Origin of the sequence: Spirillospora sp. NPDC048823, from assembly GCF_043198445.1 — a bacterium.
Classification (GTDB): domain Bacteria; phylum Actinomycetota; class Actinomycetes; order Streptosporangiales; family Streptosporangiaceae; genus Spirillospora.
In genome coordinates this window covers 299,016-311,560 of sequence record NZ_JBICUT010000002.1, presented here as the reverse complement: position 1 = coordinate 311,560, position 12,545 = coordinate 299,016, and the positions used below count along the sequence as shown (strand labels likewise).

Genomic DNA, 12,545 nt, shown 5'->3' with positions numbered 1-12,545 from the left:
GCACACTGTGGCTCATGAGCGAACCGCCGCAGAACCCCCAGCCCGCGGGCGGCGACTGGCAGGCCCCGGACCCGCAGGCCGCCGACACCCCCGCCCCCGACGCCCCGGACGCCCCCGCAGTTTCGAATGCCGAAGACGTCTCGGACGCCTCCCCCGAACGTCCGCCGCCGTACCAGGGCACTTACGGCGCCCAGCCCGGCCAGGCTCCTCCCGCTCCCGCGCCCGGGGCCGGTTACGCCCCGCCCGGACAGCCACAGCCCGGCTACGGACCGCCCGCACAGCCCGGATACGGACCTCCCGGATTGCCCTATCCCGGCTATACGCATCCGGGAGCGGGCGGCCCGCAGGACATGCTGGCGGGCCGCTGGGCGCGGCTCGGCGCCGGAGTCCTCGACTCCCTCATCCTCAGCTTCGTCGCCACGCCGGCGGTCCTGCTCTCCATCCGCTGGGACAAGATGCAGGAGTCCATGACGTCCGGTGAGCCGATCATCAACCCGATGGACCTCTACAACATTCCGCGACTGCTGGCCGGGTACGCGGTCGTGTTCCTGCTGGGCTTCGTGTACTTCACCGTCATGCACGCCAAGTGGGGCCAGACGCTTGGCAAGAAGGCCCTCGGCATCCGGGTGGTGAGCGCCGCCGACCAGTCCGCGGTGAGCTGGGGCCAGGCGATCGGCAGGCAGGCGTTCGTCTACGCCATCACGATCTCGACGGCTCTGGTCAACTTCCTGGTGCCGGCCGGGGCCCTCCTCGGCATGGTCGGCATGCTCGACAACGCCTGGATCCTGTGGGACGACCGGCGCCAGGCCCTGCACGACAAGGTGGCCGGGACGCTGGTGGTGAAGGCGCAGCCGTGGATGCCGAACCCGTACGCCCGGCCCGAGGCGCCCGCCGATCCCGGCAAGCTTTGATCATCCGCGGGTAAACACTGCAGGCCCCCCGGACGCGGCGAGGTTTGGACGGCAACGCTGCGGCCACCCTTCCGGCATGACGCAACCGCCGAACGACCCCGCGTCCGGGGGATGGCCGGAAGACCGGCCGCACGGGCACCGGCAGCCGCCCGAGCAGCCAGGGCCGTACGGCGGCCGGCCCCCCGGCGGTCAGCAGCCCCCCGGACGGGAGGAGCCGTACGGGCAGCAGCCGGGATACGGACAGCGGCAGCCGGGATACGGGCAACAGCCTTACGGGCAGCCGCCCTACGGACAAGAGCAGCCCTACGGGCAGCAGCAGCCGTATGGGCAGCAGCCGGGGTACGGGCAGGAGCTGCCGAAGTACCCCGGACAGGGCGACCAGAGCGGATACGGTGCGGCGCCCGGTTACGGCGGCGGCGGGATGGGCGGCTACGCCGATCCGTCGCAGGGGCTCGCGAGCCGCTGGGCACGGCTGGGCGCCGCCCTCGTGGACCTCATCCTCGTCGGAATCGTCACCGGCCTCCTGTCGCTTCCGTTCGTCGACTGGAACCGCGTCTTCAACCCGGAAACGGGTGAGTCGATGTACAACGGCGCCCAGCTGTCGAGCAACGCGATCGGTGTGGTGCTGGGCTTCCTCTACTACTGGCTGACGCACGCCAAGTGGGGGCAGACGCTCGGCAAGAAGCTGCTGGGGATCCGGGTCGTCCGGCAGGACGACGGGCAGGCGATCACCACCGGCCAGGCCGCGGGGCGTTCCGCGTTCTACAGCGTGCTCGGCGGCATCTGCGGCTGCATCGGGCTGATCAACATCCTGTGGATCCTGTGGGACCCGCGGAAGCAGGCACTGCACTGCAAGGTGGCGCGGACCGTCGTCGTGAAGGCGGGCCCGCACGTCCCCGATCCCTACGCCCATCGCTGACCGGGGCCCATTGGAGTTGCTCTGCGCACCCCCTGCCGGGCAGGCTTGGCGGCGTGCATATGGCCGGAAAGTCCCCCAGCCCCCGCCGCCACGGCTCGCGGACGGCGTTCCGTGGTGCCGCGGGCCTGGCCGCTCTCGCCGTCGCGGGGTCGCTGACCGCGAGTTGTCAGCTGTCCCCGTTCGACGACCCGGAGCCGTCGGGTCCGGGCTCGGGGTCGGCCGCGTCCGGCCCGGTGGGGCCCACCACCGCGGGTGACGACTATGTCCCCGGCGACGGCAACGGCGGCTATGACGTCCAGCACTACGGGTTGAAGCTGAACATCGACCCGGACGGCGCGCAGCAGTTGGACGGCACCGCGACCATCACCGCGAAGGCGACCGAGCGGCTCGCCCGTTTCAACCTCGATCTGACCGGCCTCGAGGTCTCGGCGATCAAGGTGGACGGCAAGCCGGCGCGGCAGCAGCGCGGCGGCAGCGAGCTGGAGGTCACCCCGGCGCAGCCGCTGAAGAAGGGCGCGAAGTTCACCACCGTGGTCGAGTACGCGGGGACGCCGGAGCCGGTGTCGGACCCGGTGCTCGGCACATACGGCTGGATCCGCACCTCCGACGGCGTGTTCGTGGCGTGCCAGCCGAGCGGCGCGCACACCTGGTTCCCGAGCAACGACCATCCGAGCGACAAGGCCACGTTCGACTTCGAGATCACGGTGCCGGCCGGGTTGACGGCGATCGCCAACGGCGAGCCGGAGACGCCGCCCACCGGTTCCGGCGGCGGGACGCCCGGCCGGCCGGGCGTGCCGCCCAGCACGGGCCCGGGCGGCCCGCCGAGCACGGGACTGCCGGGAGTCGAGCCGATCGGGCATCGCGCGCAGACGACGTCGAAGTGGCACGTCAAGGCGCCGATGGCCACCTACCTGGCGACGGTCACCGTCGGCCGGTTCGAGGTGCGGACGAGCCGGACGCCGAGCGACGTCCAGGTCATCACCGCCGTCGACCCCTCCGTCTTCGCGGTGGACCTGGGCACTTTCCACAACCTGAACTCCAAGATCACCGAGGAGTTCGCGACGCTGTTCGGCCCGTACCCGTTCACCTCCTCGGGCGGGCTGATCGACAACGCGGAGGTCGGCTTCGCGCTGGAGACGCAGACCCGGCCGGTGTACGGGTCGTTCGGCCTCCAGCCGACGATCGTGGCGCACGAACTCGCGCACCAGTGGTTCGGCGACAGCGTCAGCGTCACCGAGTGGAAGGACATCTGGCTGAACGAGGGCTTCGCGACTTACGCCGAATGGCTGTGGGAGGAGAAGACGGGCGGCCAGACCGTCCAGGCGCAGTTCGACCAGCGCTACGAGAGCGGCGCCGCGAGGGAACTGTGGGACAACCCGCCCGGTGACCCGGGCCGCAAGCAGATGTTCGGCCGCTCGGTGTACGACCGCGGCGGGATGACGCTGGTCGCGCTGCGCGACAAGGTCGGCGAGGACACCTTCTACGACATCCTCAAGACGTGGACGAAGGAGCGCCGGCACTCCAGCGGGACGACGAAGCAGTTCATCGCGACGGCGAACAAGGTCTCCGGCAAGAAGCTCGACTCGTTCTTCGACGACTGGCTGTACGAGAAGGGCCGTCCTTCGAAGTAGCCGGCCAGGCTTCGACCAGGCCCCGGCCAAGGCGGGCAAAAGCCGGGGACCGCCCGGCGGGTCGGCGTGCCCTCCGGCCGTGCCCGCGTCACCATCGGGCGGCCGGGTGCCGGATCCGGCCACAGATTCCACCCCGTATCCACGGATTTGAGACCGGATCGCGCTTGAACCGGCCCAGATCACAGGAAAGTCTTGATCACGGCCGTCGCAACTTACCGGCGGCCGTCACCGAGGAGCACCGAGGACGAGGCCGATGAGCAGAACCCCCAGAGCCCTCGCCGCCGTGGCGCTGACCGTCACCGCGGCCCTCGCCGTGTCGGCGGCGCCCGCCGGCGCCACCGCGCGGTTCACGCCCGGCGCGCCGGGAGCGGGCGACGCCTACTTCCCCGACATGGGCAACGGCGGCTACGACGTCGCCCACTACGACATCGGGCTGAAGTACGACCCGGACACGAAGGGAATCCGGGCCGTCACCAAGATCAAGGCGCGGGCGACGCAGAACCTGTCCCGGTTCAACCTGGACTTCCTCGGCCCGCTCACCATCTCGTCGCTGAAGGTGGACGGGCACCGCGCGTCCTACGAGCGGACGGGTGCGCAGGAGCTGGTCATCACCCCGCCCAAGGGGCTGCGGAAGCACCGGCACTTCACCGTGACCGTCGCCTACTCCGGCGTCCCGCAGACGATCAACGACGCGACGCTGGGCACGTCCGGCTGGGTGCCGACGCCCGACGGCGCGGTGATGGTCAACCAGCCGTTCGGCGCCGCCACGGTCTTCCCCGTGAACGACCACCCGACCGACAAGGCGACGTACACGTTCACGCTTTCGGCGCCCAAGGGCACCACCACGCTGTCCAACGGCGACCTGCGCGGCACGTGGACCCGGGACGGCTGGACGACCACGCGCTGGGTCGTGCGGCACCCGATGGCCAGCGAGCTGTCGATGCTCGCGATCGGCAAGTACGACGTCCTCACCGGGCGGACGGACGGCGGTGTGCCGAACCTGACCGCCACCGACCACGCCATGGCGATCAAGCCGGAGGACGCGGAGAAGTTCCACCGGCAGACCGCCGAGGTCACCGACTTCCAGTCGTCGCTGTACGGCCGCTACCCGTTCACCTCGACGGGCGGGATCGTGGTCAACGGCGGGTTCCGGTACGCGCTGGAGACCCAGGGCCGCCCGGTGTACGACCTCGGCAGCCGGCTGGGCCGGATCCCGAGCGAGGCGCTCCTCGCGCACGAGCTGGGCCACCAGTGGTTCGGGGACTCGGTGTCGCCCGAGCGGTGGGCCGACATCTGGATGAACGAAGGCTTCGCGACGTACTCCGAATGGCTGTACGCCGAGAAGGTCGACGGCACACCCGTCCAGGACAGCTTCGACGCCGTCTACGCCACCCCGGCGGGTGACGACCTGTGGAAGGGCATCGTCTCCGACCCCGGCCGCGACCACATCTTCGACGGTCTCGTCTACGACCGCGGCGCGATGGCCGTCCACGTCCTGCGCACGATCATCGGTGACGAGACGTTCTACCGGCTGCTCAAGGCGTGGCCGGCCGAATACCGCTACGGCAACGCCTCGACTGAGGACCTCGTCCGCTTCGCCGAGCGGCTGTCCCACAAGAAGTTGGACGGCTGGGCCGATGCGTGGCTCTACTCCGAGGGCAAGCCCGCCCTTTGACGTCGGCCTGCGGCGTGTCGCCCTTGTGGAGCGTTTCATGAGGGCGACACGCCGCAGACGTCCGGAGGTTCAGCTCAGCGTGAGGGTGTAGCCCTTTTCGCGTAGGCGGCCTATCACGTCCTCCGAATGGCCGGTGCCGCGCGTCTCCAGGTGCATGAGGACCTCGGCCTCCTCGACGTGCAGGCGGGCCGCGACCCGCTCGTGCATCACGTCCAGGACGTTCACGCCCAGTTCGGCGAGTTCGCTGAGCAGCGTCACGAGGGCGCCGGGGCGGTCCTTCAGCCGGCAGCGGACGACGAGGTAGCGTCCAGCGCCCGCGAGGCCGTGCCGCAGCACCTTCGACAGCAGCAGCGGGTCGATGTTGCCGCCGGAGAGCAGCACCACCACGGGCGGCTCGACCGCGTACGAGTGCTCCAGGACCGCCGCCACCCCGGCGGCACCGGCGGGTTCGACGACCTGCTTGGCGCGTTCGAGGCACAGCAGCAGCGCCTGGGAGATGGACTCCTCGGTCACGGTGACGACCGCGTCGACCAGGTCGGTGAACATGTCGTAGGTCAGGTCGCCCGGGCGGCCGACGGCGATCCCGTCCGCCATCGTCGGCTCGATCTCGACCTGCACGGGCTTCCCGGCGGCGAGCGAAGGCGGGAACGCGGCTGCGCGCTTGGCCTGCGCGCCGAGCGTCTTGATCTCGCGCCCGCCGGTCTCCGCCGCCACGCCCTTGACGGCCGCGGCGATGCCGGCCATCAGGCCGCCGCCGCCGACCGGCGTCACGATCGTCCGGACGTCCGGGCACTGCTCCATGATCTCCAGGCCGATCGTGGCCTGCCCGGCGACGACGTCCGGATGGTCGAACGGGTGGATGAACACCGCGCCGCACTCGTCGGCGTACTCCTGCGCGGCGATGAGGCAGTCGTCGACGGTCGGTCCCGGGAAGACGACCTCGGCCCCGTAGCCGCGGGTCGCGGCGATCTTGGGGAGCGGCGCGCCGACCGGCATGAACACCGTCGCCTTGCAGCCGAGCATGGACGCGGCGAGCGCGACGCCCTGCGCATGGTTGCCGGCGCTGGCCGCGACGACGCCGCCCGCGCGTTCGGCCTCGCTCAGCCCGGCGATCCGCACATAGGCACCGCGGATCTTGAACGAGCCGGTGCGCTGCAGGTTCTCGCACTTCAGCAGGACGGGCCCGCCGATGTGCTCCGACAGCACCCGGGAGGGGATCATCGGCGTGGGAACGACCACGTCGCGGAGCAGTTCCCGGGCGGCGCGGACGTCGTCGACGCTGACGGCACTCACTCCGCGTTCGGTCATACCTGCCTCCTGTGGGGGGACGACCCCCCACACCCCCCGGTTCGCTTCGCTCATTCTTGGATCCTCGCACCCCCCGCGCTCAGCCCGCACTCCAATAGCGATCTTGTGCGAAGACCAGGGCGGCGGCGCCGACGAGCCCGGCGGTCTGGCCGAGCGCCGCGGGGACGATCCGGACACGGCGCGCGAACTCCATCCGGGCGTGCATGCGGAAGGCGTCCTCCAGGGGGTCGAACAACAGCGCCCCCGCCTGGGACAGGCCGCCGCCGATCGCCGCGACATCCAGGTCGCACAGGTGCGTGGCGGACGCGATCGCGACGCCGATGGCGTGCCCCGCTCGTCGCATGGCGGCGACGGCGACCGGGTGCGCCCGGCGGGCGTCGGCGGCCAGTTCGACGCCGGTCACGTCCCGGTTCCCCTGCCGCCAGCCCTGCTCCTGCGCCCAGGCGACCAGCCCGGGCCCGCGCGCGATCGCCTCAAGGCAGCCGCGGCCTCCGCACGCGCAGGGCGGCCCGTCGGGGTCGACGATGACATGCCCGATGTGCCCGGCGTTGCCGGTACCGCCGTTGATGAGCCTGCCGCCGAGGACGAGCCCGCCGCCGACACCCGTTGACACCACCATGCCGAGGACGTTGTCGCGGCCGCTTCCCGCACCGCGCCAATGCTCACCGACGGCGACGCAGATCGCGTCGTTGTGGATGCGGACGGGCAGGCCCGGATAGCGGTCGCGGAGCCTGGCCCGCAGCGGGAAACCGTTCCGCCACGCCGGGATGTTGAGCGGGGACACCTCGGCGGCGGGCCAGGTCATCGGCCCCCCGCAGCCCGCGCCGACGCCCGCGAGCGGCGGATCCCCCGCGTCGGCGACAAGCTTGGCGAGCAGCGCCTCCAGCGTCCTCCACAGCCCGTCGGCGTCCAGCCCGGGGCCGCTCGGCGTGGCGACGCGGTCGTAGGCGGCGATGCGCCCGCCGGGTTCGACGAGCGCGGCGGCCAGCTTCGTCCCGCCGACGTCCACGGCCAGCACAGGCGCGGCGTCCACCGAAACGGTGTCCGGCCCGCTCAGGGCATCCGACTCGCCCGGGGCTTCCGGCCCGCTCAAATGGGATCCCCCGCCCTTCCGAACGCGAGGATGGACGCGGTGAAGCCGTGGACGTGGTTGCGCCCGGCGACGGGTCCGATCTCGCCCGCGCCGAAGAAGCCGCCGACCCCGGCGGGGCCGAACGCGCGGTCGAGGACGCGGGCGTCATGGTCGGAGTCGGGGAACATCGCCTGGCCTCGCCCGTTGCAGGAGAACAGCAGCGCGCCCTCGACCGGCGCCATGTCGAACCGGTCGAGCAGCGCGGCGAGGTCCTCGTCGGCGGCGCCGGCGTCGCGGACCTGGAACCGGACGGTGCGGCCCACGTCCACCACGTCGCCGATCGCGATGGCGCCGCTGTCGGTGTCGGCGCCCACCACTCCGCGGACGAGGAAGTCGCCGTGCTCGTGCTCGTCGGCGTACTCGTCCATGGCGACGCCGATCAGGAGCCCGCGCCCGGCCAGTTCCTGCTCGTCCTCCGGCAGTTCGAGGACGATCTGCTCCAGCTTCTCCAGTGCGGGGACGCCCGCCAGCTCGTACAGGACGTTCTCGTCGGCCCTGGTCACCACCATGTCGGGGCCGATCGGCCGGGCACCCTGGCTGACCACCGTCGCGGCGGCCACGGACCCGCCGATCACGATGCCGACCGCGCCGTCCTGATAGACCTCGCCGCCGACGAACAGCCGCGCGTCGCCGCGCTCGCGGCCCTCCGCGAGGCCGCCGACCAGGGGGAGGCCGGGCAGCGCGTCGTCGGAGCGCTCGACGAACGCGTCCACCGGGAAGCTGTACGGGTCGGTCAGCAGCACGCCGACCACGTCGTCGGCCTGCGCCTCGGGCATGCCGACCACGATCAGGCGGTCGTCGGCCTTCAGCGTCTCCAGCCGGAAAGGGTCGAGCCGCGCGCCGGGCAGCACCGCCGCCCACGCGCTGACCGCGCCGGCGTCCTCCACGCCGCGCCCGGCGCCGATGACCCCGGACGCGGTGCAGCCCAGCAGTACCGCGGGCCCGGCCGCATGCGCCGCGGCCAGCGCCGCCGCCTCGAACGCCTCCGGGTCGTCGCCCGTCATGAAGACGCAGACCAGGTCGGGTGCCGCGCTGAGCGGAGCGAGCGCCTGCTCGACCGCCGAGACGGCCGCCTCACACAGGTCGGGTCCGAGGGCCAGGCCATCACCGAAACGCGCCATCGGCGCCGCCTCCCTCACTGGATATCGCCGGGTGCATCACACCCCCAGTCTCCCCCGCCGCGCGCCCTCCACCCAAACAACGCCCGATCCACGCAGGCCGGGACACGCCCGGACGAATCCTCCGGCGATTCCTGCGGCGATCCACCGGCGATCGCTGCGGCGATCGCTGCGGCGATCCAATCCTCCGGCGAATGCTCCGGCGGGGTGCGATTCCGCGTACCGGCGACGTAATGTCGATCGCGTGCGTTCATCCACACCGCGTGAATCCCCACCCAGCGAGACCACACTGGGCGAGCTGCGCACCAGTGGTCACGTCCAGCGCTCGGTGAAGGCCGAGATCCGCCACAACCTGCTCGTCCGGCTGCGATCCGGGGAGCCGCGCTTCCCCGGGATCCTCGGGTTCGACGACACCGTCCTGCCGCATCTCGAACGCGCCCTGCTCGCCGGGCACGACCTGGTGCTGCTGGGCGAGCGCGGTCAGGGCAAGACGCGGCTGATCCGCACCCTGGCCGGGCTGCTGGACGAGTGGACCCCCGTCGTGGCCGGCTGCGAGATCAACGACCACCCGTACGAACCGGTGTGCGTGCGCTGCCGCCGGCTGGCCGCCGAGACGGGCGACGACCTGCCGGTCGAGTGGCGGCACCGCGGCGACCGGTACGGGGAGAAGCTCGCCACACCCGACACCAGCGTCGGCGACCTCATCGGCGACGTCGACCCGATCAAGGTGGCGGAGGGCCGCACGCTCGGCGACCCGGAGACCGTCCACTTCGGGCTCGTCCCGCGCACCAACCGCGGCATCTTCTCCATCAACGAGCTGCCCGACCTGGCCGAACGGATCCAGGTGGCGCTGCTGAACGTCCTTGAGGAACGCGACGTGCAGATCCGCGGGTACGCGCTGCGGCTGCCGCTGGACGTGCTGCTCGTCGCGTCCGCCAACCCGGAGGACTACACCAACCGGGGCCGCATCATCACCCCGCTGAAGGACCGCTTCGGCGCCGAGATCCGCACGCACTACCCCCTGGAGCTGGACGCCGAGCTGGCGCTGATCCGCCAGGAGTCCGACTTCGCCGACCTGTCCGGCCTGCCCGCCGAGGTGCCCGACCATCTGGTCGAGATCATCGGACGTTTCACCCGCCTCGTCCGGGAGTCGACGGCGGTGGACGCCCGGTCCGGGGTGTCGGCGCGGTTCGCACTCGCCGGCGCCGAGACCGTCGCGGCGGGCGCGGTGCGGCGCGCGGCGCTGACCGGCGAGGAGCACGCCGTCGCGCGGGTCTGCGACCTGCCCGCCGTCGTCCCGTCGCTGATGGGCAAGGTGGAGTTCGAGGTCAGCGAGGAGGGCCGCGAGCAGGAGGTGCTGGAGCATCTGCTGCGCCGCGCCATCGCCGAGACCTACCGGCGGACGCTGGGTCCCGCCGACCTGAACGGGCTGCTGGACAAGTTCGACTCCGGCGAGAGCGTCGAGTCGGGCGAGCTGGTGGCGGCGACGGAACTGCTGCGCCGCATCGGCCGGGTTCCCGGCCTCGCCAAGATCATGGAGCGGCTCGGCATGAGCGGGGAGTCCCCCGGGCAGGCCGCGGCCGCGCTGGAGTTCGCCCTGGAGGGGCTGTTCCTCACCAGGCGGCTGTCCAAGGACGCCGCCGAGGGACGCTCCGACGGGACGGCCACCTACCGGACCTGATGTCCGGACCTGAATTCTCCACGCGCAAGGAGATTCGATGAGCCGATACCGCTACGGCGCCTACGAGGACGGGCCCGACCCGCTCGCCCCGCCCTACGACGTCCGTTCCGCCCTCGACGCGATGGGCGACTCGGTGCTGGACGGCACCCGCCCGGACGAGGCGCTGCGGGACCTGCTGCGGCGCGGCCTGCCGGGCGCGCAGGGCCGCCTGCCGAACAGCGGGCGGGGCCTCGACGACATGCTCCGCCAGGTGCGGGAGCGGCGCCGTGCCCTGCGCGACCGGGGCCGGCTCGACGGGACGCTGGAGCAGGCCCGCGCGCTGCTGGACACCGCGATCGGGCAGGAGCGGGCCGAACTGTTCCCCGATCCGAGCGACGAGGCGCGGCTGCGCGAGGCGGAACTGGACACCCTGCCGTCCGACACGTCCCAGGCGATCCGCCGCCTGTCGGACTACGACTGGCGCTCCGACGCCGCCCGGCAGACGTTCGAGCGGCTGAAGGACCTGCTGCGGCGCGAGGTGCTGGACGCGCAGTTCCAGGGCATGAAGCAGGCCCTGGAGAACCAGGACCCGGCCGCCATGGAGCGGGTCAAGAACATGATGGGCGCGCTGAACCAGATGCTGGAGCGCGACGCCCGCGGCGAGCACACCCAGGACGACTTCGACCGCTTCATGGGCGAGTACGGGGACATGTTCCCCGACAACCCGCAGAACCTGGAGGAGCTGGTCGACTCCCTCGCCCGCCGCGCCGCCGCGATGGACCGCCTGCTCGCCTCGCTCAGCCCGGAGCAGCGCGCCGAGCTGGGCGGCCTGATGGAGCAGGCCATGCAGGACGCGGGCCTCGCCATGGAGATGACCCGGCTCGGCGACGCGCTGCGGACCCGCCGTCCCGACCTCGGCTGGGGCCAGTCCGAGCAGATGACCGGCGAGGACCCGCTCGGCATGGGCGACGCCACGACCGCGCTGGCGGAGCTGGCCGACCTCAGCGAGCTGGAGGCGGCGCTCGGGCAGGAGTATCCGGGGGCGCGGCTCGACGACATCGACGAGGACGCCGTCCGGCGGGCGCTCGGCCGGCAGGCCGTCGACGACCTGGCCGCGCTGCGCCGCATCGAGGCGGAGCTGGAGCGGCAGGGCTACCTGCGGCGCAACCGCGGCAAGCTGGAGCTGACCCCGAAGGCGGTGCGGCGGCTCGGTGAGACGGCGCTGCGCCGTGTGTTCGCGCAGCTCACGTCCGGGCGGCAGGGCGACCACGACCAGCGGGACGCCGGCCAGGCGGGCGAGCTGACCGGGGCGAGCCGGGAGTGGCGGTTCGGCGACGAGCAGCCCCTCGACGTGGTCCGGACGGTGAGCAACGCCATCCGCCGCAGCGCCATGGACGGCGGCGCCGCGGGTGTCGTGACCTCGAAGGTCGTGGAGCCGGGCACCGCCGACGTCATCGAGATCAACGGCACTGGATCACGGAGTCCCGATGGCGTGAAACCCGATGGTCTGAAACCCCGTGGCGTGAAACCCCGTGGTGTGAAACCCGGTGGCGTGAGACTCGGCGTGGACGACTTCGAGGTGCACGAGACCGAGCGGCGCACCGGCGCGGCCGTCTGCCTGCTCGTCGACCTGTCCTACTCGATGGTGCTGCGCGGCACATGGGCGGTCGCCAAACAGACCACCCTCGCCCTGCACACGCTCGTGACCAGCAAGTTCCCGCAGGACGCGATCCAGATCATCGGGTTCTCCAACTACGCGCGGGTCCTGCACCCGACGGAGATGGCGGGCCTGGACTGGGACATGGTGCAGGGCACCAACCTGCACCACGCCCTGATGATCGCCGGACGGCACCTGGACCGGCATCCCGACTTCGAGCCGATCGTCCTCGTCGTCACCGACGGCGAGCCGACCGCGCACCTGCGTCCGGACGGCCGCTCGCTGTTCGACTACCCGCCGTCCACCGACACGCTCGTCCTCACGCTCGCCGAGGTCGACAAGATGACCCGGCGGGGCGCCTGCATGAACTTCTTCATGCTCGCCGAGGACCGGCGCCTCGTCTCGTTCGTGGAGGAGGTCGCGCGGCGCAACGGCGGCCGTGTGTTCGCGCCCGACGCCGACCGGCTCGGCGAGTACGTCGTGAGCGACTACCTCAGGGTGCGCCGCGCCCGCCGGTAGAACGGGAGGGGCTAG

At 72.0% G+C, this 12,545-nt stretch carries 9 protein-coding genes; 6 read left to right on the top strand and 3 right to left on the bottom strand.

What is annotated here, in order from left to right; all coding sequences use genetic code 11:
* Positions 1-14 precede the first annotated feature (14 nt).
* The 4 genes from ACGFK0_RS05000 to ACGFK0_RS04985 all read left to right on the top strand — a co-directional run bounded on the left by ACGFK0_RS05000 (position 15) and on the right by ACGFK0_RS04985 (position 5,136).
* Positions 15-911 carry an RDD family protein gene (locus ACGFK0_RS05000; RefSeq protein WP_392900287.1) on the top strand — a complete coding sequence of 299 codons (897 nt, stop codon included), beginning with the start codon at positions 15-17 and terminating at the stop codon, positions 909-911.
* A gap of 76 nt (positions 912-987) precedes the next feature.
* The gene (locus ACGFK0_RS04995; RefSeq protein WP_392900285.1) at positions 988-1,830 is read left to right on the top strand and encodes an RDD family protein; all 843 of its coding nucleotides are present in this window, start codon (positions 988-990) and stop codon (positions 1,828-1,830) included.
* Between the two features lie 59 nt (positions 1,831-1,889).
* Positions 1,890-3,461, top strand: coding sequence for a M1 family metallopeptidase (locus ACGFK0_RS04990; protein ID WP_392901429.1), 1,572 nt, complete (start codon positions 1,890-1,892; stop codon positions 3,459-3,461).
* A 253-nt stretch (positions 3,462-3,714) separates the two neighbouring features.
* Entirely contained in the window at positions 3,715-5,136 is a 1,422-nt protein-coding gene (locus ACGFK0_RS04985; RefSeq protein WP_392900282.1) for a M1 family metallopeptidase, read from the top strand.
* Positions 5,137-5,205: 69 nt separating this feature from the next.
* On the opposite strand, the gene ilvA is transcribed toward ACGFK0_RS04985, so the two are convergent.
* From ilvA to ACGFK0_RS04970, 3 genes are all read right to left on the bottom strand, one after another.
* Entirely contained in the window at positions 5,206-6,444 is a 1,239-nt protein-coding gene (ilvA, locus tag ACGFK0_RS04980) for a threonine ammonia-lyase (RefSeq protein WP_392900280.1), read from the bottom strand.
* Between the two features lie 79 nt (positions 6,445-6,523).
* Entirely contained in the window at positions 6,524-7,477 is a 954-nt protein-coding gene (locus ACGFK0_RS04975; RefSeq protein ID WP_392900278.1) for an ROK family protein, read from the bottom strand.
* A 56-nt stretch (positions 7,478-7,533) separates the two neighbouring features.
* On the bottom strand, positions 7,534-8,697 hold the full coding sequence (locus ACGFK0_RS04970; RefSeq protein WP_392900275.1) for an FIST N-terminal domain-containing protein: 1,164 nt from the start codon (positions 8,695-8,697) through the stop codon (positions 7,534-7,536).
* 241 nt (positions 8,698-8,938) lie between these two features.
* On the opposite strand from ACGFK0_RS04970, the gene ACGFK0_RS04965 reads away from it, so the two are divergent.
* Both ACGFK0_RS04965 and ACGFK0_RS04960 read left to right on the top strand, forming a co-directional pair.
* Complete coding sequence (locus ACGFK0_RS04965) at positions 8,939-10,375, top strand: sigma 54-interacting transcriptional regulator (RefSeq protein ID WP_392900273.1); 1,437 nt, start codon at positions 8,939-8,941, stop codon at positions 10,373-10,375.
* 37 nt (positions 10,376-10,412) lie between these two features.
* Positions 10,413-12,530, top strand: a complete 2,118-nt coding sequence (locus ACGFK0_RS04960; RefSeq protein ID WP_392900270.1) for a VWA domain-containing protein — start codon at positions 10,413-10,415, stop codon at positions 12,528-12,530.
* Positions 12,531-12,545: the final 15 nt, after the last annotated feature.

Bases quoted from the DNA above. Each gene is read 5' to 3' on its own strand.
- ACGFK0_RS04970 (WP_392900275.1), bottom strand. From the start codon at position 8,697: ATGGCGCGTTTCGGTGATGGCCTGGCCCTCGGACCCGACCTGTGTGAG.
- ACGFK0_RS04985 (WP_392900282.1), top strand. From the start codon at position 3,715: ATGAGCAGAACCCCCAGAGCCCTCGCCGCCGTGGCGCTGACCGTCACC.
- ilvA (WP_392900280.1), bottom strand. From the start codon at position 6,444: ATGACCGAACGCGGAGTGAGTGCCGTCAGCGTCGACGACGTCCGCGCC.
- ACGFK0_RS05000 (WP_392900287.1), top strand. From the start codon at position 15: ATGAGCGAACCGCCGCAGAACCCCCAGCCCGCGGGCGGCGACTGGCAG.
- ACGFK0_RS04995 (WP_392900285.1), top strand. From the start codon at position 988: ATGACGCAACCGCCGAACGACCCCGCGTCCGGGGGATGGCCGGAAGAC.
- ACGFK0_RS04990 (WP_392901429.1), top strand. From the start codon at position 1,890: ATGGCCGGAAAGTCCCCCAGCCCCCGCCGCCACGGCTCGCGGACGGCG.
- ACGFK0_RS04960 (WP_392900270.1), top strand. From the start codon at position 10,413: ATGAGCCGATACCGCTACGGCGCCTACGAGGACGGGCCCGACCCGCTC.